At 35.6% G+C, this 22,534-nt stretch carries 20 protein-coding genes; 13 read left to right on the top strand and 7 right to left on the bottom strand.

The window, feature by feature from the left end; translation table 11 throughout:
- The first annotated feature begins 224 nt into the window (after positions 1-224).
- On the top strand, positions 225-1,634 hold the full coding sequence (locus B0X80_RS00565) for a nicotinate-nucleotide adenylyltransferase (protein WP_076420570.1): 1,410 nt from the start codon (positions 225-227) through the stop codon (positions 1,632-1,634).
- Between the two features lie 140 nt (positions 1,635-1,774).
- Here B0X80_RS00565 and B0X80_RS00560 read toward each other — a convergent pair whose 3' ends face one another.
- Entirely contained in the window at positions 1,775-2,635 is an 861-nt protein-coding gene (locus B0X80_RS00560) for an NAD(P)-dependent oxidoreductase (RefSeq protein WP_077337913.1), read from the bottom strand.
- 174 nt (positions 2,636-2,809) lie between these two features.
- On the opposite strand from B0X80_RS00560, the gene B0X80_RS00555 reads away from it, so the two are divergent.
- Together B0X80_RS00555 and B0X80_RS00550 are read left to right on the top strand one after the other, a co-directional pair.
- Positions 2,810-4,219: an aminotransferase-like domain-containing protein gene (locus B0X80_RS00555; RefSeq protein ID WP_077337912.1), complete on the top strand. Its 1,410-nt coding sequence runs from the start codon at positions 2,810-2,812 to the stop codon at positions 4,217-4,219.
- 117 nt (positions 4,220-4,336) lie between these two features.
- A complete protein-coding gene (locus B0X80_RS00550; protein ID WP_077337911.1) occupies positions 4,337-5,170 on the top strand; it encodes a M48 family metallopeptidase in 834 nt (277 codons plus the stop codon).
- A gap of 75 nt (positions 5,171-5,245) precedes the next feature.
- Here B0X80_RS00550 and B0X80_RS00545 read toward each other — a convergent pair whose 3' ends face one another.
- Positions 5,246-6,574 carry a Na+/H+ antiporter NhaC family protein gene (locus B0X80_RS00545; RefSeq protein ID WP_077337910.1) on the bottom strand — a complete coding sequence of 443 codons (1,329 nt, stop codon included), beginning with the start codon at positions 6,572-6,574 and terminating at the stop codon, positions 5,246-5,248.
- A gap of 295 nt (positions 6,575-6,869) precedes the next feature.
- On the opposite strand from B0X80_RS00545, the gene bamJ reads away from it, so the two are divergent.
- The 6 genes from bamJ (at position 6,870) to greA (ending at position 14,166) form a co-directional block, all read left to right on the top strand.
- A complete protein-coding gene (bamJ, locus tag B0X80_RS00540) occupies positions 6,870-7,493 on the top strand; it encodes a BamJ family beta-barrel-assembly machinery protein (RefSeq protein WP_077337909.1) in 624 nt (207 codons plus the stop codon).
- Positions 7,494-7,563: 70 nt separating this feature from the next.
- Positions 7,564-7,998, top strand: a complete 435-nt coding sequence (locus tag B0X80_RS00535) for a hypothetical protein (protein WP_077337908.1) — start codon at positions 7,564-7,566, stop codon at positions 7,996-7,998.
- 23 nt (positions 7,999-8,021) lie between these two features.
- On the top strand, positions 8,022-8,825 hold the full coding sequence (gene dapB / locus B0X80_RS00530; protein ID WP_077337907.1) for a 4-hydroxy-tetrahydrodipicolinate reductase: 804 nt from the start codon (positions 8,022-8,024) through the stop codon (positions 8,823-8,825).
- A 273-nt stretch (positions 8,826-9,098) separates the two neighbouring features.
- Positions 9,099-10,244 carry a glutamine-hydrolyzing carbamoyl-phosphate synthase small subunit gene (gene carA, locus B0X80_RS00525; RefSeq protein ID WP_077337906.1) on the top strand — a complete coding sequence of 382 codons (1,146 nt, stop codon included), beginning with the start codon at positions 9,099-9,101 and terminating at the stop codon, positions 10,242-10,244.
- A 25-nt stretch (positions 10,245-10,269) separates the two neighbouring features.
- On the top strand, positions 10,270-13,488 hold the full coding sequence (gene carB, locus B0X80_RS00520; RefSeq protein WP_077337905.1) for a carbamoyl-phosphate synthase large subunit: 3,219 nt from the start codon (positions 10,270-10,272) through the stop codon (positions 13,486-13,488).
- A gap of 201 nt (positions 13,489-13,689) precedes the next feature.
- Positions 13,690-14,166 carry a transcription elongation factor GreA gene (gene greA, locus B0X80_RS00515; protein ID WP_077337904.1) on the top strand — a complete coding sequence of 159 codons (477 nt, stop codon included), beginning with the start codon at positions 13,690-13,692 and terminating at the stop codon, positions 14,164-14,166.
- A 132-nt stretch (positions 14,167-14,298) separates the two neighbouring features.
- On the opposite strand, the gene B0X80_RS00510 is transcribed toward greA, so the two are convergent.
- A complete protein-coding gene (locus tag B0X80_RS00510; RefSeq protein WP_077337903.1) occupies positions 14,299-14,574 on the bottom strand; it encodes a hypothetical protein in 276 nt (91 codons plus the stop codon).
- A 298-nt stretch (positions 14,575-14,872) separates the two neighbouring features.
- Between B0X80_RS00510 and B0X80_RS00505 the strand changes: the two genes are divergently transcribed.
- From B0X80_RS00505 to rlmM, 4 genes are all read left to right on the top strand, one after another.
- Entirely contained in the window at positions 14,873-15,787 is a 915-nt protein-coding gene (locus B0X80_RS00505) for a transcriptional regulator GcvA (RefSeq protein WP_077337902.1), read from the top strand.
- On the top strand, positions 15,774-16,421 hold the full coding sequence (locus tag B0X80_RS00500) for an alpha/beta family hydrolase (RefSeq protein ID WP_077337901.1): 648 nt from the start codon (positions 15,774-15,776) through the stop codon (positions 16,419-16,421). The genes B0X80_RS00505 and B0X80_RS00500 overlap by 14 nt, the downstream gene beginning before the upstream one ends.
- Positions 16,408-16,827: a DUF423 domain-containing protein gene (locus B0X80_RS00495; protein WP_245825348.1), complete on the top strand. Its 420-nt coding sequence runs from the start codon at positions 16,408-16,410 to the stop codon at positions 16,825-16,827. Before B0X80_RS00500 ends, B0X80_RS00495 begins: the two co-directional genes overlap by 14 nt.
- Positions 16,828-16,891: 64 nt before the next feature.
- Entirely contained in the window at positions 16,892-17,977 is a 1,086-nt protein-coding gene (gene rlmM / locus B0X80_RS00490; protein ID WP_077337900.1) for a 23S rRNA (cytidine(2498)-2'-O)-methyltransferase RlmM, read from the top strand.
- Positions 17,978-18,059: 82 nt separating this feature from the next.
- On the opposite strand, the gene B0X80_RS00485 is transcribed toward rlmM, so the two are convergent.
- From B0X80_RS00485 to B0X80_RS00470, 4 genes are all read right to left on the bottom strand, one after another.
- Positions 18,060-18,437, bottom strand: a complete 378-nt coding sequence (locus B0X80_RS00485) for a DUF3192 domain-containing protein (protein WP_077337899.1) — start codon at positions 18,435-18,437, stop codon at positions 18,060-18,062.
- Between the two features lie 164 nt (positions 18,438-18,601).
- Positions 18,602-19,399, bottom strand: a complete 798-nt coding sequence (xni, locus tag B0X80_RS00480; RefSeq protein ID WP_077337898.1) for a flap endonuclease Xni — start codon at positions 19,397-19,399, stop codon at positions 18,602-18,604.
- 1 nt (position 19,400) lies between these two features.
- Positions 19,401-20,747, bottom strand: a complete 1,347-nt coding sequence (ppnN, locus tag B0X80_RS00475) for a nucleotide 5'-monophosphate nucleosidase PpnN (protein WP_077337897.1) — start codon at positions 20,745-20,747, stop codon at positions 19,401-19,403.
- A gap of 107 nt (positions 20,748-20,854) precedes the next feature.
- Positions 20,855-22,450 carry a GGDEF domain-containing protein gene (locus B0X80_RS00470; protein WP_077337896.1) on the bottom strand — a complete coding sequence of 532 codons (1,596 nt, stop codon included), beginning with the start codon at positions 22,448-22,450 and terminating at the stop codon, positions 20,855-20,857.
- Between the last annotated feature and the right edge of the window lie 84 nt (positions 22,451-22,534).

Raw genomic sequence — 22,534 nt, 5'->3', positions numbered from 1 at the left:
TTCAACATATTATTGAAGATAAGCTAAATGCTTATTTTTATATCGCAATATCGAGGTGATTTAGCTGAATTTGAGGGAAATAATATTTAAATAACAATATACTAAGAAGCCGTTATACTAGGTTATAATAAATTAGTAATTGAAATAGTTGTCTTCTTATCTATTACTTCTTTTATCGAAGTTGAATAAGTTGTTTGAACGTATTAATGATGTTTGGAGAAATCATGGATAAAAAAATTAGCTCGCGCACTACTAGTAACAAAGCTTTACGTCTTAATCTTGATGAAAAAAAATACGGTACTATCGTTGAAATTGGTGCGGGTCAAGAAGTTGCTAGGCAGTTCTTTTTAGCAGGGGCCGCGGCAGGTACTATTGCTAAAACAATGTCTGCTTATGACATGAAATTTTCAGACGCAATTTATGGTGTTCAAGAAGATAGACGATATGTAAGCAAAGCACGTGTAAAAGCTATGATGGCACAAGAGTTTGATCTTGTGGTTGATAGAGTCGGGGATATTCGTTCTAAATCTTCTCGTTATTTTTCTTATGCGGCAACGGTTGCTGCTAAAAGCTTTAATCGTAAAAATGAATGTCATGCTTGGTGTGGTGTAAGAGTACAAATGTACCCAGGAGCGGAGCCTTCAACAATAACTATTCATGTAAGAATGCATGACGATACCGCTGAAGCGCAACAACAAGCACTAGGTGATTTAGGTGTTAACCTCATTTATGCCGCTTATTACTATTTTGAAAACCCTAAAAACATTATTGATTCGCTTAGTGATAATATTGGTAAAGATCGTATTGAAATTGATGCGATTGAATTCGAAGGCCCATATTTTGAAGATATCGACAACCGAGCCATTAATCTACATTTGATTCGTAGTTGGAAAACACGCGCTATTATGTTTAAGCCTGATGGCTCGGTAACAGTTCCTGCTGATATGTTATACAAAAAGAATGTATTAACGATTCGAGGGTCTTTTAAGCCAGCCACTAAACTCAATGTTGATATGATCGAGCAAGGCACCAAGTCGTTTAATGCAATAAATGGTTTGGATGGCAAAAGTACTATAGCGATTGCTGAAATTTCACTTAACGATCTTCATGGTAACGACGCAAAAGTGCCTGAGGCCGATATTATTGCAAGAGTGCAATTATTAAATGCGTTAGGTTATAGCGTAATGATTTCCGATTATACTCGTTACTTTTCTCTACGCGCTTATTTCCGTCAATATACTCAACTACAAATAGGTATTGTTGTGGGCATGATGAATATGCGACAAATTTTTGATGAAGAATTTTATCGTGGTGTTGAAGGCGGTATTTTAGAAGCATTTGGTAAGCTATTTCCTGATAACACCCGTATATTTGTTTATCCTGAATTAGAAAACGGCGAAGAACTTGTTGATTTTACTCAAGTAAAAGTTCCTGCCCATTTACGCTTTTTATATCAGCATTTATTAGAAAATCACTTTATTTCAGGTATTGAGTGTAGCGACAAAAAGTTACTTAAAATTTACTCTAGAGAAGCATTGAAACAAATTTCAGCGGGTAAATCAGGTTGGGAAGATAACGTGCCTGAAGCTATTGTTAAAGAAATTAAAGAGAAAAAATTACTCGGTTATCGATAATTTTTTATTACTATTTAAGCAGGATTACATTTGTTTAAAGCTCTTTATACCCGTTATCATTCAAGCACTCTGAAATAGCCTCTTGATTGGTAACGGGTATTAATATGTTTTTAAAGGGCTTTTTGATAAAAGGTCATCTTTTATTCTATATCTTTAATCAAAACAGAGGTATCGCAACGATTAAATCCTTTCTCTTGTAATCGCTGATACGAAGCGTCTACCATTTTAGCTACAGGTAAATTTATACCAAGTTGTTCAGCTTGTTCTAAGCAAATATTTAGATCTTTTCTCATCCAGTCTATAGCAAAACCGAAATCAAATTGCTCTTCTGCCATGGTATGCGTTCGTTGTTCAAGCTGCCAAGACTGAGCCGCACCATGTTTAAGTACATCTCTTACGGTAACTAAATCTAATCCTGACTTTTTAGCGAGTGTTAAACCTTCTGACAACCCTTGTAAAATACCGGCTATACACAGTTGATTAACCATTTTACAGGTTTGGCCTGCGCCTACATCGCCTAAACGAGTTACTTGTTTAGCATAGATATTAATCGTGTTTTCAATGTCTTTAAATTCTTCTTTATCGCCACCAACCATAATTGTTAGCGCGCCATTTTTAGCACCTATTTCACCGCCAGATACGGGGGCATCAAAAAAGGTGTTGTTTTGTTTAAGGCATGCTTGAGATATTTCTTTAGCCACTTCAGCAGAGGTTGTTGTATGATCAATTAAAATAGCACCTTCTTTTAATCCTGCTAATATTCCATTTTCTCCAAAGCAAACCTCTCTTAAATCGTTATCATTTCCCACACAACACATAACCAATTCAGCCTCTTTGACTGCTTCTTTAGGTGTTGGTGCGGTAGAGCCGTTATATTCGTTTTTCCATGCTAAAGCTTTTGCTTCTGTTCTATTAAAAGCGGTTACTTGTAAGCCACTTTTTTGTAAATGGCCTGCCATTGAATATCCCATTGTGCCTAAACCAATAAATGCTACTTTCATTTAAAAACTCTCCATAAAAAACAATAGAATTATTTAACCAGTATTAAAAATAATAAGCGATGCACTTTCCATCTATTTGGTTATTTTCTTTTAAATAGTGTGAAAATTTATGTTTTAAAAAATATTAGCTAGTACAATGTTGTTAATTGTACTAGTTTTTCTTGTGGGAAAAGAATGTCTCAATTATGGAATTGGCTTGATGGCTTTCATCTAAGAAAAAAGCAACAGACCTTACACCAAGCACTTTATCAACAACTTCAATATGCTATTGAACAAGGCTTATTGAAGGCTGGTGATAAATTACCTACGCATAGAGAGCTGGCAACAAGGTTAAGTATTGCTGTAGCTACCGTTACTAAAGTATATAAAGCCGCCGAAAGCGCTGGTTTACTTAATGCAAAAGTAGGTAAAGGGAGCTTTGTTTCTGCGTGTCCTGTATTACCACAAGCGATCAAAGCGAATGATCTTCAATGTATCAATTTATCAATTATCAAACCGCAAGTTAATATTGCAAACCAACAAATTACGCAGCAACTTAAAAGTTTGAGTGAGCAAAATCAATTATCAGAATTAATGGATTATAATGTTGCAGGGGGTAGCCTAACGGATCATCAAGCGGCGACACGTTGGCTGTTATCACAAGGCGTGCTAATAAATAGTAAGCAAGTGTCGCTATGTAGTGGTGCGCAGCATGGTTTAATGGTGCTAATAAGTACCTTAACTGATTATGGTGATTGTATTGCTGTAGAAAGCTTGTGTTATCCGGGCATTATTTCACTTGCTAATCAGTTCGGACGAAAACTTATTCCGCTTGAAATGGATGAAGAGGGCATTACACCGGAATCGTTAGAGCAAGCTTGTCAGCAATACGGTATAAAACTATTGATTGTAGTTGCCTCCCATCAAAATCCAACAGCTTCTATTATGTCTGTTAAGCGAAGAAAAGATATTGCTCAAATTGTCACTAAGCATAAAGTTTGGATGATAGATGATGACGTTTACGGCTTTTTGAATCCTGAACTTCCTGCACTCTCTAATTTCGTACCTGAATATGGTTTTTATTTAAGCAGTTTATCTAAATCTATTTTTCCGGGTCTACGAGTCGGGTTTATTGTTTATCCTGAGGCGTTTAAACAACGTATAGAGGCGACAATAAGAAATACTATATGGATGCCGGTTTCATTAACGCTAGCTTTAGCGTCTAAACTTATTTTTTCAGGACAAGCTTTAGTCATTCAAAAACAGCAAAGAGACATAGCGATTCAACGTCAAATTATTGCTAAACGTATTTTAAAAGGTGAGCAGTTATCGTCTCAAATAAATAGCTTCCATTTATGGTTAAGGTTACCTTCGCCCTGGACGAGTGATAAATTTAGTCAAGCATTAGAAGAGCGTGGTGTGTTGGTTTCAAGTGCTGATTATTTTAGAGTCAGCCACATAAATAATAATCAGCAAATTAATGAAATTAAAAGTCATAAAGTTAATAAAGACGAAGCGGTGAGAATATCTTTAATGGCGGCAAAATCGGAAGATGAATTAATTTTTGCCTTAAAAATACTTAAAAGACTATTAACGAAGAATTAATCGAGTTTTTAACCTTAAAGCTCGATATAGCATTCGAATTTGAATAAACTAGTGACATAACTCAATACGTTGTTGAATTAAGTATATCGATTTAAGAATGTTGAATTAGGAATATAAATGAAAAAATTATTACTTTGTGCTGTTGCAGCGCAAATTTTATTAAGTGCATGTAGCACATCGTCTTCAGGTAGAAATCAAATAATGCTTTATTCAAATACTGAATTGAGCAAAATGGGCGCTACATCTTTTGAACAAATGAAAGCAGAAGTAAAAATTAGTCAAGATCCTGCTACTAACCAGTTTGTACAATGTGTTGCTGATGCTATTACGATAAACGTACCTAAATCTGCTCACGACGGTGAATGGGAGGTTGTGGTATTTGATTCGCCACAAATTAATGCTTTTGCACTACCCGGTGGCAAGATAGGAGTTTATACCGGTATTTTGAATGTTACTGAAAATCAAGATCAGCTTGCTGCCATTATGGGACATGAAGTGGGGCATGTTATTGAACATCATTCAAACGAACGTTTATCTTCAAACCAAGTTGCTCAAGGCGGGTTAGCTATTGCTGGTGTAGCGCTTGCAGCGAAAGGTAATAAAAATAAAGCCTTGTGGATGGCTGGATTAGGTTTAGGTGTACAATATGGTGTGTTAATGCCTTATGGTAGAACACACGAAAGTGAAGCCGATATAGTAGGGCAAGACTTAATGGCTAAATCAGGTTTTGAACCGAGCGCGAGTATTAAGCTTTGGCAAAATATGGCGAAAAATTCAAAATCAGCACCACCTGAATTTTTATCAACTCATCCGTCAAACCAGACACGTATTAAACAATTAACGGCACATTTACCAGTGTCTAAAAAATTGATGACGGGAACTAAAACACCAAACTGTGTAAAGCCGAGTGTTATTCCTATTTCGAAAGTAGAAGAAAAAGCGAAGAGTTAAAGGTAGATAAACGCTTAAAATACGAATATATAAAAGGCGTAAACCTAATAAGTTTACGCCTTTTTATATGAATTCTTATTTTGTTGCTCGCCAGAACGCGTAACCACCAACAAAAAATAACACCATAGGGTAGTAAGAGCTTAAAACAACTTCTACAGGTGAAATCTTTAACGTAGCGCCTAATAGTAAAGCTTGAGCACCATAAGGTAATAGCCCTTGGCTTATACAAGCATAAATATCTAATATACTGGCAGAATAAGCTGGCGGTAGTTCACCGTCGGTTGCCAAGTTTTTTGCGGTTTCACCCGTAACAATAATTGAAACGGTATTGTTGGCGGTAAAGAAGTTACAGGCAAATGCTAAACTTGCGATACCAATGCCCGCTGAGCGTTTTTTATTATTAGGGCAAAGCTTATTTGCTAAAGATTTTACTGCAGCAGTAAGTGCAGCAAGGCCACCTTGTTGTTTAATAAGTTCACTTAAACCACCGATAAATAAGGCCAGTATCATGGTGTCTTGCATACCTGCAAAGCCTGTGTTGATATCACTAACCCAGCTTCCTAATTGATAGCCATTCGACAACATACCAATCAAGGCAGCTAAAATGATGCCAATAACTAATACAACAAATACGTTTACCCCTGACAACGCCAATATAAGAATAACAATATAAGGGATAAGGCCAATAAATGAGATGTCTTGCGTTTGCTCAAAAGGAATGTCTTCTCCCATAAATACAAAAATGGCTAAACAAATAAGTGCTGCGGGAATAGCAAATTTAAAGTTAACTTTAAATTTGTCTTTCATTTTGGCCCCTTGGCTTCGGGTTGAAGCAATAGTGGTATCAGAAATAAAAGATAAATTATCGCCAAATATAGCGCCAGAAATAATACAACCCGCTACAAGTCCAGCATCTAAATTTGCTGATTCAATAAAACCTAAAGCGATAGGAGCTATTGCCGCAATCGTACCCATAGAGGTGCCCATTGCCGTAGATAAAAAAGCCGCTACAATAAATAATCCGGGTAAAAGTAAGTAATCAGGAAATACAGACAAACCTAACTGAACACTTGCATCAACACTGCCGGTTGATTTAGCTACGGTGGCAAAAGCGCCTGCTAATAAGTAAATAACACACATGGTAATAATGTTGTTATGGCCAGCACCATCAATAAACTGATTGATTTGTGTGTTTATAGATTCTTTACCTAAGAAGATCGCGAAGAGAATAGCCGGGATAATAGCGATACTTGCAGGTAATTGGTAAAAAGCAAAATCAACACCATTAAGGGTTAAAATAATCCCTGTACCTAAAAATAGCCCTAAGAATACCCCAAAAGGTAATAAGCTAATTAATCGTTTTTCTTCGGTGTTTGAGGTATGTGAAGTACTGTTTAAATTCATAATGTCATCTAATTAGAGCATAGAGTTGCATTATTCACTTTATTTTTCAAAGGCTCAAGCTTTAGCAAAACTATTCATTCACAGATAAACACGAATAAAAAATAACTTATATCAAATTAATCATATTATTCTCTTAAAATCTTACTGTAGGGTATATATGTTTTATGGTATTCTTTCGCGCGAATTTTATTAAAGCCAAGCAGTGTTTAAAAAGCAATCTTAATCATTTTCAAATTTTAAATGATTAATGACTGACTTAAACGTAGAAAGGCAAATCAAATATAAGAGCCCCCAAATGTCTGATAACAAATTTGAATCAATCGAAGCACGAGTAAGTTACGGTGTAGGTCGTCAATTAGGTGACCAATTACGTAACAACCCTTTTAAAGATTTTGACGTAACAGCTGTTCAAGCAGGTTTAGCTGATGCAATTGCAAACGTTGCTAGCCAAGTAGATGACGAACAATTAAATGAAGCATTTGCTATTGTTTCTAAAAAACTACAAGAGCAAGAACAAGAAGCTGCTAAAGCATTATCAGCTGAAGGCGAAGCGTTTTTAGTAGAAAATGCAAAGCGTGATGAAGTAACTGTAACTGAATCAGGTTTACAATACGAAGTATTAGCAACTGGTGAAGGCGAAAAACCAACAGCAGAAAGTACTGTACGTACACATTATCACGGTACTTTTATTAATGGTGACGTTTTTGATAGCTCTGTAGATCGCGGTCAACCAGCTGAGTTCCCTGTTGGTGGTGTTATTGCTGGTTGGACTGAAGCATTACAATTAATGACTGAAGGTTCAAAATGGCGTTTATACGTTCCATTTAACCTAGCTTACGGTGAGCGAGGTTCTCAAGGAGCTATTCCTCCGTATGCAACATTAATATTTGATGTTGAACTATTAGCTATTGTTAGCTAGTAGTTATTTTAAAGCCCTCAGTTGAGGGCTTTTTTATATCTAACTCATTAAAAAATAGGTTTATTGATAGATGCAAGTAGAACAAGAGTTAAACGTATTATTTACGCGCTATATTGAAGCGTTTAAATTTTATAACATGGATGCAGTGCTTAGTTGTTACCATTTACCTTGTACTTTACATACACCTGAAAAAATAGCTTACTTAGCTAATGAAGAACAATTTAAACAAGAATTTATAGATATATTTACCATGTTGAAACATGCCAATATTTCGAAAATAGTGGCGGCAAAAGCCAGTTATCAATATTGTCAGTATAACTCATTAGATGTATGTATAGATTGGTTGTTTTATGATGAAAATAATGAACTATTTACTGACTTCACCGCGTTTTATCATATTGCTAATAGTGATAGAAAATCCGAGAAGATCGGCAAAATAGTCAGCGTTGTTTCACACGAGTTACAAAATTCGATTGAATTAGCTCAACCTTTTAAAATATTGTAGATTTAAAAATTAAGAGATAAAGAATGAAAGTAAAAGTAGCTATATTAGGGTGTAGCGGTCGTATGGGTCGCAATTTAATTCAAGCAGCAGTAGAACATGAATCTATTGAATTAGTAGGTGGAAGCGTTAGAGCAACCTCTTCTTTTGTTGATTTTGATTTAGGTGAGTTAGCTGGCATTGGTGCCATTGGTTCTAAAACATCGATTGACTTAAATGAACTACTTGAAGCTGATGTGTTTATCGACTTTACCTCAATTGAAACCACACTTGAAAATATTAAATGGTGCAAACAACATAATAAAGCCTTAGTTATTGGTACTACAGGCTTTACTGATGCACAAGTGGATGAAATCAAACAAGCAGGTGAAAGTATTCCTGTTATTCTTGCACCTAATACGAGTGTTGGCGTGAACTTATTATTTAAGCTTTTAGAGATAACTGCAAAAGCAATTGGTGAGCATACCGACATTGAAATATTTGAAGCACATCATAGATTTAAAAAAGATGCACCGTCTGGTACCGCAGTAAAAATGGGGCAAGTCATTGCCGATACGTTAGGTCGAGATTTAAATAAGTGCGCTGTTTATGGTCGAGAAGGTATCACGGGTGAGCGAGATAAAGAAACCATAGGTTTTGCAACAGTTAGGGCTGGCGACATAGTTGGCGAACATACTGCCTTTTTTGCGGATATTGGAGAACGATTAGAAATCACCCATAAAGCCAGTTCACGTATGACTTTTGCTTTAGGTGCTATGCGTGCCGCATTTTGGTTGAGTGAAGCTGATATTGGCTATTATGATATGCAAGATGTATTAGGATTGAAATAAAGAATTTTTGTAGATAACTGCTACTTTTGGCAGTTTTGAATAAAAATTCAAATTAAAGCTTGTTTTTTACATTTTTGACTAGACGAAAATGTAATACAAGCGTAAAATAAGTGGATTTTGTCAAAAATTAAGTCTTTTTAAAAAAAAGCGTTGTTTTTGGCATTTTTTCTATGTGGTATTTAATAAAAATAATAAATATCACTTTTATGCTTAATAATGGAATTTATTTAGTTGTTCATTGTTAAGTTTGTTTTCTTCTTTACGGAGGTTAAATTGACTAAATCTGCCATTTTGGTGCTTGAAGACGGCACTGTATTTAAAGGTACTGCTATTGGTGCAAGTGGGGCGGCTGTTGGTGAAGTAGTATTCAATACTTCAATGACGGGTTACCAAGAAATTCTTACCGATCCCTCATATGCAGAGCAAATTGTTACGCTTACTTATCCTCATATCGGTAACACCGGTACTAACTCAGAAGATGAAGAGTCAGGTGAGATTGTAGCAAAAGGTTTAGTTATTAGAGATTTACCTTTATTAGCAAGTAACTTCAGAAATGAGGAAAACTTAAGTGACTACTTAAGTCGCAATAATATTTTAGGTATTGCTGATATTGATACACGTAAGTTAACACGTATTTTACGTGAAAAAGGTGCTCAAAACGGTTGTATCCTCGCTGGTGAAGTTGCTGAAGGCGAAACACTTGACGAAGCCGCTGCATTAGCACAAGCAAAAGCATTTCCAGGCCTTAAAGGTATGGACTTAGCAAAAGTTGTTTCTACTAAAGAACAATACGAGTGGACAGAAGGTAGTTGGGTGCTAGGTCAAGGCTTTGTAACGCCAACAGAAAAACCTTTCCATGTTGTTGCTTATGACTTTGGCGCAAAACGTAATATTTTACGTATGTTGGTTGACCGTGGTTGTAAATTAACCGTTGTACCTGCACAAACACCTGCTGCAGATGTTTTAGCCATGAAACCTGACGGTGTATTTTTATCAAATGGACCAGGTGACCCAGAGCCATGTACTTACGCCATTGAAGCGATTAAAGAAATTTTAGCCACTAACTTACCTGTATTTGGTATTTGTTTAGGTCATCAGTTACTTGGTTTAGCTAATGGCGCTTCAACCATTAAAATGAGTCATGGTCATCATGGTGCTAATCATCCAGTTAAAGATTTTAACCGCGATGTAGTGATGATAACGTCACAAAATCATGGGTTTGCTATTGATGAATCAAACATGCCTGCAAATATTGAAGTAACGCATAAGTCGTTATTTGATGGAACCATACAAGGTATTCATTTAACTGATAAGCCTGCATTTAGTTTTCAAGGCCATCCAGAAGCAAGTCCAGGGCCACATGATGCGGCACCTTTGTTTGACCACTTTATTGATTTAATCAAAGCTGCTAAAGCTTAAGCTAAGACAAGAGAGAGAAGAAGAAATGCCAAAACGTACCGATTTAAAAAGTATCTTGATCTTAGGCGCTGGACCAATTGTTATTGGTCAAGCATGTGAATTTGATTATTCAGGTGCACAAGCTTGTAAAGCGTTACGCGAAGAAGGTTACCGAGTTATTTTAGTTAACTCTAACCCTGCAACTATAATGACAGATCCTGAAATGGCTGATGCAACTTACATCGAGCCTATTCATTGGGAAGTTGTTCGTAAAATTATTGAAAAAGAACGTCCTTGTGCAGTATTACCAACAATGGGCGGTCAAACAGCACTTAACTGTGCTTTAGAATTAGAAGCTAAAGGCGTATTAGCTGAATTTAATGTTGAAATGATTGGCGCTACAGCTGATGCAATTGACAAAGCTGAAAACCGTGAGCGTTTCGACCAAGCAATGAAAAATATAGGTCTTGAATGCCCTAGAGCTGAAATTGTTCATACCATTGATGAAGCGCATGATACTTCTACGCGCATTGGTTTTCCATGTATTATCCGTCCATCTTTTACTATGGGTGGTACCGGTGGTGGTATCGCTTATAACCGTGAAGAGTTTGATGAGATTTGTACACGTGGTTTAGATCTTTCTCCAACGTCTGAATTATTGATTGATGAATCTTTAATTGGTTGGAAAGAGTATGAAATGGAAGTGGTTCGCGACAAAAATGATAACTGTATCATTATCTGTTCGATTGAAAATTTCGACCCTATGGGGATTCATACGGGTGACTCAATTACTGTTGCTCCAGCACAAACATTAACAGATAAAGAATACCAAATTATGCGTAACGCCTCTATTGCGGTATTACGTGAAATTGGTGTTGAAACAGGTGGTTCAAACGTACAGTTTGGTATATGTCCTGATACAGGTCGTATGGTTATCATCGAAATGAATCCACGTGTATCACGTTCATCAGCACTAGCCTCTAAAGCTACGGGTTTTCCAATTGCTAAAATTGCGGCAAAACTTGCTGTAGGTTATACCTTAGATGAGTTATCTAACGATATTACAGGTGGTGCAACTCCAGCATCATTTGAACCAACAATTGATTACGTTGTTACTAAAATTCCACGTTTTAACTTTGAAAAGTTTGCTGGTTCTGAAGATAGATTAACCACGCAAATGAAATCTGTTGGTGAAGTTATGGCCATTGGTCGTAATCAACAAGAATCAATGCAAAAAGCATTACGCGGTTTAGAAGTTGGTGTTAGTGGTTTTGACCCTATTGTTGATGTGACTAAAAAAGGCGCTAAAACTAAAATTATGCACGAGCTTCAAGAAGCTGGTGCAGATCGTATTTGGTATGTTGCCGATGCATTTCGTTTAGGTTTAACCATTGAAGATGTTTTTAATGCAACTAAGATTGACCGCTGGTTTTTAGTACAAATTGAAGATTTAATTCTTGAAGAGAAAAAAGTAGCAGAAGGCGGCATGAAGTCGTTAACCCCTGAATACTTAAGACAATTAAAACGTAAAGGTTTTGCTGATTTACGTCTTGCAGACGTAATTGGTGTTAATGAATCAGAAATACGTAAAAAACGCCATGCTGCTAACATTTTCCCAGTTTACAAACGTGTAGATACTTGTGCCGCTGAATTTAGTTCTGATACGGCTTACATGTACTCAACTTACGATGAAGAGTGTGAAGCTAACCCTACAGACAATGACAAAATCATGATTTTAGGTGGCGGACCAAACCGAATTGGTCAAGGTATTGAATTTGATTATTGTTGTGTTCACGCGGCATTAGCATTACGTGAAGATGGTTTTGAGACTATCATGGTTAATTGTAACCCTGAAACTGTTTCTACTGATTACGATACATCTGACCGTTTATATTTCGAATCAATTACTTTTGAAGATGTACTTGAAATTGTACGTGTTGAAAAACCTAAAGGTGTAATTGTTCAATACGGTGGTCAAACACCACTTAAATTAGCTCGTGCTTTAGAATCGGCAGGTGTCCCTATTATAGGAACATCACCAGATGCTATTGACCGTGCGGAAGACAGAGAGCGTTTTCAACAAGCTGTTGAACGTTTAAACCTTCTTCAACCAGAAAATGCTACTGTTACATCAATTGATGAAGCAATGGCTAAAGCTGAAGCGATTGGTTTCCCATTAGTTGTTCGCCCATCATATGTATTAGGTGGTCGTGCAATGGAAATTGTATACGACTTAGATGATTTACGTCGCTACATGACTGAAGCTGTAAGTGTTTCTAACGACTCACCTGTATTACTAGACCATTTCTTAGATGATGCTGTTGAAGTTGATATTGATGTAGTATGTGACGGAACAGATGTTGTTATTGGTGGTATCATGCAACATATTGAGCAAGCAGGTGTTCACTCAGGTGACTCAGCATGTTCATTACCTGTATACAGCTTAAGCCAAGAAGTGCAAGACGTTATGCGTAAGCAAGTAACAGATTTAGCATTTGAGCTAGGTGTTATTGGTTTAATGAACACACAAATGGCAGTTAAAGACGGTGAAGTATATCTTATTGAAGTAAACCCTCGTGCCGCACGTACAGTGCCATTTGTATCTAAAGCCACAGGTGTTCCATTAGCTAAAATTGGTGCACAAGTTATGGCGGGTAAAACCTTAAAAGAATTAGGTATTACTAAAGAAATTATTCCACCATACTTTTCTGTTAAAGAAGTGGTTATACCTTTTAACAAATTCCACGGTAGTGATCCTCTAGTTGGCCCAGAAATGCGTTCAACAGGTGAAGTGATGGGCGTTGGCGAAACGTTTGAAGAGGCATTTGCTAAAGCTAATTTAGGTGCTGGAGTGTCTGTTCCTAAAGATGGCCGCGCATTAATTTCTGTTCGTAATAGTGATAAAGGTCGTGTACTTGATTTAGCTAAGAAAATGGTTGAATTAGGCTACGAGCTTGATGCTACACACGGTACTGAAATTATTTTACGTGAAGCTGGCATTCCTGTTCGCCGTGTAAATAAAGTACATGAAGGTAGACCACATATTCTTGATAGAATTAAGAATAGTGAATACACTTACATTATTAATACGACTGAAGGTCGTAAAGCCATTGAAGACTCAAAAGCTTTACGTGGTGGCGCGTTACGCTATAAAGTAGCTTACACAACTACTTTGAATGCCGCATTTGCAGCATGCCAAGCCCATGCCGCAGACGATAGAAATACGGTTAACTCTATTCAAGAATTACACCTTCGTTGTAAGTAAGCCCCTAGCTTTATGCTGAGTAGTGATTTAAGATGTTAAGTCGCTACTCACATTGTATTTATTTTTGAATAAAGCAATTTACCCGTTGAGTAAAAATTATTTTTAAAGTGGTGTTTCTAACGAAAGACCACTTTTTTATTTGTTATAGCAATTTTATTATTAATGAGATTGATATTATTAAAGATTAAGAAGAAATAAAAAATGACTAAATATCCAATGACACTTCTTGGCGCTGAACAGTTAAAAGAAGAGCTAAGAATTTTAAAAACAGAAAAACGTCCACGTATTGTTAAAGATATTGCTGAAGCACGTGAACATGGTGATTTAAAAGAAAATGCTGAATACCATGCAGCAAAAGAAGAGCAAGGTTTTTGCGAAGGTCGTATTCAAGATATTGAAGGGCGTCTTTGTAATGCTCAAGTTATTGATATTACTAAAATACCGAACACAGGAAAGGTTATTTTTGGTGTTACGGTTAAATTATTAAATATCGATACAGAAGAAGAAGTGACTTATCAAATTGTTGGCGATGATGAAGCTGACTTTAAAACAGGCCGTATTTCATTAAACTCTCCAATTGCTAGAGGTTTAATTGGTAAAGAAGTTGATAGTGAAATTGAAATCACAACTCCGGGTGGAGTGGTTGAATACGAAATTATTTCGGTAGATCATATTTAATATTTATATCATTTTATAGGTATTAAAAAAGGTGCTTATGGCACCTTTTTTTATAGTCGAATTATAAGATTTCATATTAATAACATTTCACCTTTTTTATCAATAATAGCCCTAGAGAAGCTAAGTATTAAACTATTCGGCAATTGCTACTAAAGTAGAAGTTACATCTGATGCATCAAATTGTTCTTCAGTTTGATTCACAAGCATAGCATCGGCTGTTTCTTCAATGTTCAATGTTAATATGCTTATGTTTTCCATAGCTTGAGCTAATTCAGCATTTACATTGGTTGTAATAACTACATCGTTTACAGATTCAACTTTTACTAGCTCTGCAGCTTGTGTGAACATTGAAGTAGCTAAAGTAAGCGCGAGTATTACAGTATTTGTTAACATTTTTACGTTTTTCATTTTTGGTACCTCTAAAAAAATACATTAATTTACGTATAGATTTTTAGGACCTATTTTCTCAATATTAATTGTGGGTTGGGAGTCACAATTTTTTCTATAACCCATCTAATTATGGGGTTGAGATGAAGTCCTTCATCTATGGTGTGTATATTAAGCTAATGCATTGAATAATAAAAACGATCAAATTTAATGTTATTCATTAGATAAACTAATGGATACTTGAGTGGGATTTGGATATGATATTCTTGTAAGTAATAAGACTAAATATAATAACAACCTAGTTGAGTGAAACCTAATAATGGCAAGTAAACTACCACCTCTGAACGCATTAAGAGTGTTTGAAGCCGCTGCTAGACAGCTTAGTTTTACACGAGCTGCTGATGAACTTTTTGTTACGCAAGCCGCTGTTAGCCATCAAATTAAAGCATTAGAAGAATTTATTGGAATTAAATTGTTCATGCGGAAAAATAGATCGCTATTTTTAACAGAGGAAGGTCAATCTTATTATTTAGATATTAAAGATGTTTTCAATCTTATTAAAGAATCAACAGAGAAATTACTCGCCCGTGGCGAAAAAGGAGCTATCACGGTTAGTGTGCAAGCGAGTTTTGCTATTCAATGGCTTGTACCTCGATTAAAGGCTTTTAGTCTTTTACATCCTGATATTGACGTACGTATAAAAGCGGTCGATCAACCAGACAATTTATTAACTGAAGATATCGACATTGCTATTTATTATGGTCACGGTAGTTGGGGAGATGTAAATGCTGTTAAATTACATCAAGAATATTTAATTCCTGTTTGTTCTCCATTAATTTTTTCTAGCGGTAAACCGTTGAAGCGCATTGAAGACTTAGCAAACCATACCTTATTACATTATAAGTCGAGGGAAGATTGGAAACGCTGGTTTAAAAAAGTAGGTTTGAAGGGGATAGACGTAAATAATGGTCCTATATTTAGTCATTCCGCTATGGTTGTACAGGCAGCTATACATGGTCAAGGTGTCGCTTTAGCGCATAGCGCCTTTGCTAAACCTGATATTGATTCAGGGCGCTTAATTTGCCCTTTTAATGAAATTTTAGTGAGTAAAAACTCACATTATATTGTCTGCAGAGAGCATCAACTTGAGTTAGGTAAGATATCAGCCTTTAGAGATTGGGTTTTAAGCACCGTAGCGCAAGAACAAGAAGAAGATTTATATGACAACGATTAATTTCCCCTCCATTATTGAAAACTTTGTTGAAAAACCTAAGGCTTTGTTTATTTTTGCTCATGGAGCTGGAGCAGATAAAAGTCACAATTTCATGGAACGTTTTGCTTTAAAGTTAAATGAAAAGAATATAAATGTAGTACGTTTTAATTTTCCCTATATGGATAAACGTTTACTTGATGGGAAAAAGTACCCTCCTAATAGAATGCCTTTATTAGAAGATAGTTATTTATTGTTACTTGAAAAATACATAAAAAACACTTCCATACCATTATTTATTGGCGGAAAGTCTATGGGAGGTCGTGTAGCTGCAACACTCTCAAAACAGCTGCTTGAGCACGTTAAAGGTACTATTTGTATAGGTTATCCTTTTCATCCTCAGAAAAAGCCTGAAAATCTGCGTTTAGCTCCATTGCAAGAGACTGTGTTACCTATATTGATCCTTCAAGGTGATAGAGATGCATTAGGTAATAAAGAAGAGATAGAAAATTACGCGTTATCTGATTTATGTGAAGTGGTTTATTTTGTAGATGGTGATCATGATTTAAAGCCACGAGTTAAGTCTGGTTATACTCATCAACAACATCTTAAAACAGCAGTAGAACAACTTGTCAGGTTTATTCATGAAAAATCTTAAAATGATACGGTTATTATTGCTTTTTGTTGGTATAAGTGGCGCTTTTTCAGTATTATTCGGCGCTTGGTTTGCTCATGCAGGGCAAACATTATCTGCAATTGATAAAGTTAGAGTTGAAAATGCGCAGTTTTATCAATTTATTCATACGCTTGCTTTATTTATAACAACACTTTGGTATATAAAAATACCATCGAAGTGGTTGTTAGGTTCTTGCGTATGTTTCTGTTTAGGTATTTTGTGTTTTAGCGGAAGTTTATACGTTAAAACATTTTTTGCATTTTCTGATATCGGCATTGTTATCGGAAAACTAGCACCTGTAGGTGGTATGTTATTAGCTTTAGGTTGGTTGTGTATTATATTTATTGGCAAGAAATTGCTCGAAAATTATGATCAAGCACATCGTTAAAAGCTATTCATTCACTCTTTGGGTAATTACCCTCGTTCATTAGAAAGTAAATAAGAAAGTAAATATGGCCTCTATTATATTATATTGTCGCCCCGGCTTTGAAAAAGAGTGTGGAGCAGAAATTCAAGAAAAAGCAGCATGGAATGAAGTGTACGGCTACTTAGAATTGAAAAAAAATGAAGGGCTTGTTTATTTTCATTTAAATAATGCGGAAGAGGGCGAGCAGCTGATCAGTAAAATGCCACTGAGTCGTTTGATTTTTGCTCGTCAGTGGTTTTTAACGATAACAGAAAAGTTAGATTTACCTGACTATAACCGTGTTGAAGCTATTACTGAAGCCCTAGGTACTGATTGGCAATATGCTGATTTACGTATGGAAATGACGGATACAAATGAGGGTAAAGAGCTTTCTAAATTTTGCCGTAAACTCGCCGTTCCACTTAGGCAAGCATTAAGAAAAATAGGCTCTTTAACAGAAAAAAATGATAAAGACGGTGCAATACTACATGCCTTATTTTTAAGTGGTAATGAGGTTGTTTTAGGTTATTCACACGCGCACAATTCCTCTTTACATGTTATGGGCATACCTCGTTTAAAATTCCCTAATGCAGCGCCTAGTCGCTCAACCCTTAAACTTGATGAAGCCTTTTTATACTTTATTCCTAAAGATGAATGGGATGAACGTCTCACTTCAGGTATGAATGCCGTTGATTTAGGTGCGGCACCTGGGGGATGGACATATCAGCTAGTTAGACGCGGTATGATGGTAACTTCTATTGATAATGGCGCTATGGCTGATTCATTGATGGAAACGGGCCAAGTAAAACATAAAATGATGGATGGTTTTAAATACATACCAACTAAGCAAAATAACTATTGGTTAGTATGCGATATGATTGAAAAGCCGCAACGTGTAGCTAAACTAATGGCTGAGTGGTTATTAAAAGGGTACTGTAAAGAAGCTATGTTTAACTTAAAGCTTCCTATGAAAGGTCGTTACCAACAGGTAAATGAAGATCTTCAAACTATGAAAGATATGTTTAATCATTATAAAGTTAAATACGAGCTTTACGCTAAACATTTATATTATGATCGTGAAGAAGTGACTGTTCATGCAAGGATTTTATCACCTTTACCCGAATTTGAATAATACCAAGATCATCTCATAAAACAGAAAACCCTAAATTATTAGGGTTTTTTTATTGTGTTTATCAAAGAAAAAGATAAAAGCTTTAAAGTAACTTGAAAGACTCATAAGCGTTTTTGCCAGAAACAAGTAATACATTGTTTTTAAAAAGTAAGGGCGTACATTCTTCTTGTGTTGTTATGCCGTCTGATTTTACATGATGAGTTCTATAAAAAGTTACTTGGTAGTAGTCGTTATCAATACGCTTAGCTTCTGTAATGTCTGGGCTTCCCAAGAAATGTAAAGCTTCATCAAAGGTAAATTGATTTAATTGTACCGTAGTTAAAAAGTTTCTAATGTAATCTTCTCTTTCTTCCCACTGCATTTTAGAGGGATTATCGTCATAAAATTTTAGTACCAGCGCAAAACTAATAGCATATATAGCTAATGCAATAATGGCGCGTATTATAAATTTATGATTCATGAAAAGCCTTGTTTATATAAATACTAGTATTTGTAATTGTTAACGCACATCATGATGTATTTAAATGTGAGTGTTTAGATAAATCTTATAAATAAAAAAGTGTTATGTGAAGTCGTTTGATCCTATTTAAAAGGGATCTAAACGAATCTAGACTATTTTATGTATTATTGATATCGAATATCTTTTAAATTAAAACCAAGCGGAATATCATTTTTTAATGATAATAATTTTCGGCTTAACTCTATGGTATTCATGTGTTCAGTTAGTTTTTTAGCAATGCTGCTTTTAAGGTTTTCAGCTGAGGTTATGGCTGTAAGGGTACCGTATTCATTTAATAAGTCTGAGGCGGTTATTTGCCCTATACCTGGAACCCCTGGTATTTTATTGGTGTTATCGCCTGTTAGCGTCCATAAATCAATCAGTTGTTCGGGGGTTACATTAAACTTTTCAAGTACATAAGCCTCGTTTAAGTAACGCTTATTAAAGTAATCGTAAACATTAATGTGATTATTAAGCATCGATAAAAAGCATTTGTCTGTAGAAATAATTGTGACGTTTTGCCCCTTCAAAGCTACTTTAATGGCAAGTGTTGCAATTAAATCGTCAGCTTCATCTGTTTCAGATATTAGTGAGTCTACGCTCATTTCCATTAGTTCATCTTGAATACAGGTGAGATGATTAGCCAGATGTTCAGGCATTTTTTTTCTTCCCTTTTTATAATCAGGGAAGATTTCGTAGCGCCAACATGGATTGGCACTATCGAATACCGCTAGGATATGGGTCGGTTGTTGTTGATCAATTATTTTTTTTACCGCATTCACACAAGCTTGTTGAGTGTTGAACAATACTTGTTGTTTGGTATTGTCCGACAACTCATTATTCATTAAAAAAGGGCGCTCTTGTACCGCGTAGATTCTTCTAATTAAATTTAAAGCATCTATAAGTACAAGGTGTACGCTCATTTTATTCTCCGATAACACGATAGCAAGGCTGGTATTTAGTGCCGGGAAGTTTCATACGTTGTTGTTCAACAAAAGATGTGAGAAGTTTATCCATTAAAGCCATGATTTTAGGATCTCCTGTTATCTCAAATGGGCCATGATCTCTTACTTCTTTTATGCCTGATGATTTTACATTACCGGCAACAATACCTGAGAATATGCGCCTTAAATTTGCAGCGAGTGTCGAGGTTTCTTGATCATAACTGATATTTTGATTTGCCATATTTTCATGTGTGGGTTCAAAAGGGTGTTGAAAATCAGGCTCTATAACTAAAGACCAGTTAAAGTGATAAGAATCACCAATATTTTTTCGATAAGTGAGTACGTCTTCAAGCTCTATTTTTAACGTTTTTGCCACTTTTTCAGCATCACCAATAATAATTTTATACAAGCTTTGCGCTTTGGCACCTAAGGTTGCGCCAATAAAAGCATCTATTTCTTTAAAGTATTCTTCACTTTCTACAGGTCCCGTTAAAATAATAGGGAGTTTTTGTGCTTGGTTTTTACTGTTAAGCATTATACCTAATAAATAAAGTAATTCTTCTGATGTACCTGCGCCACCTGGAAAAATAATAATACCATGAGATATACGTACAAAAGCTTCAAGCCTTTTTTCAATATCAGGCATTATAACTAATTCATTAACAATGGGGTTTGGTGGCTCTGCTGCAATAATGCTTGGCTCAGTTAAACCTATGTAACGACCAAAATTATTACGTTGTTTTGCATGACCTATCGTGGCTCCTTTCATAGGGCCTTTCATTGCGCCAGGCCCACAACCGGTACAAATATTAAAACCACGTAAGCCAAGTTGGTAACCCACTTCTTTGGTATATTTATATTCAATTTGGTTGATGGAATGACCACCCCAACAAGTTATTAAATTAGGATCAGTTTCGGGTTGAATAACGTTAGCATTACGTAAAATATCAAATGTTACATGTGTTATTTCGCTAGAGTCGTTACTGATATTTTTATATTTAGTATTGGTAAATAATATATCTCTTAAAACAACAGATAAATGTTCTTGAATACCTTTAATTATGACGCCGTCAACAAATGCGTGTTCAGGTGGGTTTTCTAGGTCTAACTTTATACCGCGCTCACGCCTTAATACTTGAATGTGAAAATCAGTATATTTTTGATAAATTTCTTCGGCATCATCTGTGTGGCTACCTGCGTTTAATACGGCAAGAGAACAGTTTCGGTATAAGTTGTATAAATCGCTTGTTGCTGATTTTTGAAGTTGATCTACTTCTACTTGAGAAAGTAGTTTCATGTTTCCTACAGGATTAAGTTGTGTATGCATGTTTATTCCTTTTCTGAAGGCCTAGGATGAAATGTTTGATGTAATAGGCCAAAGTATTAACACGATAAAAAATATATAGTGTTAATACTTATGATGATAAATGAAGGTTATACGTAAACTACTTGATTTTTTCCTTCGGCTTTAGCTTGATAAAGAGCCTCGTCGGCTCGCTCGAATGCGGTATGGGTATTATCTTCTTTGTTAATATGGCTAGCGCCCACTGAAATGGTAATGCTGACTTTATCGTTTTTAAATTTAAAGGGTAAGCGGGCTATTTGCTGTCTCAGAGTATCTAATCGCTTTAAAAGTTGTGTTTTGTTAATTTCAGACATAATTAACACAAATTCTTCACCGCCATAGCGAGCTACAAACGCATGTTCACCAATTTGTTTTTTCAGGGTGTTTGCTATTACTTGTAATGTTTTATCGCCTGCAGTATGGCCATAAGTGTCATTTATCCGTTTGAAATCATCTAAATCTAAAACAACAATCGCTAAATCAAAATTGTTACTGTGATACTTCATAAGTGCTTTGGCGTAGTAGTCATCAAAGGCGGCTCTATTAGCAAGCTTAGTTAAGGCATCTGTCATGCTTTTAGTTTGTTGTTCTTGAATCCGTTTTTCAAAGGTTTTGCTTTGTTCTTCTAGTGATTTTACCTTAGCCGCCATGTCATGCATTTTAGCTTGTAGTAAGTTGTTTTGTTCTTGCTCAAGTTCTGATTTTTTTTGTAAAGTAACGGCTATGCGCTTTAACTTGTCGTTAATATCACTTTTTATTGTATTAAGAGATGTGGCGTTATTAATATCTGTTGCCATTTCACCGACTTGTTTTTGAAGTATATTGTTTATTTTTTCATGTTTAGAGCCTGACTCCGAGCTCATTTCTAATGTACTTTTAACTGCTGATTGCACTGTAGAAAGCGTTTCACTTAATGTTGATAAAAATACTTTTGCTGTATTTCTTTCATTTTTTAAGTCTTCTACAATAACATCGAATACTTCAAAAAAACGGTCTAATAAATTGTTATTAGACATGTCAGGCGTTATTTTTGCTTTAACTGTTGAGAGTTGTTTTGTATTAATATCAGATAACGCAAGCTCATTTAATATACCAGAAAACTTCTCGATAAATTCTTTGCTGACAGGTTGTTCAGTACTTAATTCATTTATATTGTTTAATGAGTTTACTGTGGTTGTGACATCAACCGTTGGAGTGTTTTTTGAAGCTAATACGGTCGTGTAAAAAGAGACTAACTGACTTAATAGAGGAATATATTGAACCACCGCATCTTTTTCATCTTCGCTACTTTCTAATAAAGCGCGTAAATCACGTCTAAGTCCGCTAGGTAAACCATTAACTTTTTGTAATGATTTACCTGCTAATAAAAAATCGTTGTGTAGGGTTTTTATATTGGCAGCATTGGTTGTAGAGTGTTGCTGTAATAGTTGAGATATTACTGAAATTTGCTTTTCAATATCAGCTAATGCAGCCGATTTTTTTAGTAAACTTCTTAAATTGGCTAACTTATTATCTAATGTTTTATCCTGGCCTTTACAGGTTTGAGATAATTTTCCAATAAAATCAACTAACATTGAAGATTGAGTCTTCAAGTCATTTTCTAATGACGCACGCGATGAAATAGCGGCTTCTAATTTACGCTTTAATTGAGTTACCTGCGTATCAGATGATGGTGTATCGCTCATAAAAGGAGTTATGTCCTGCCAATCGAATCATTTAAATTAATCCCTTAATTATGCTTAAAACACAATAAAGCGATTCGAAATTAA

It is taken from the genome of Pseudocolwellia agarivorans (assembly GCF_002000085.1).
Taxonomy (GTDB): domain Bacteria; phylum Pseudomonadota; class Gammaproteobacteria; order Enterobacterales; family Alteromonadaceae; genus Pseudocolwellia; species Pseudocolwellia agarivorans.
The sequence above is the reverse complement of the archived record's forward strand: the minus strand, read 5'-3'. Positions and strand labels throughout refer to the sequence as shown.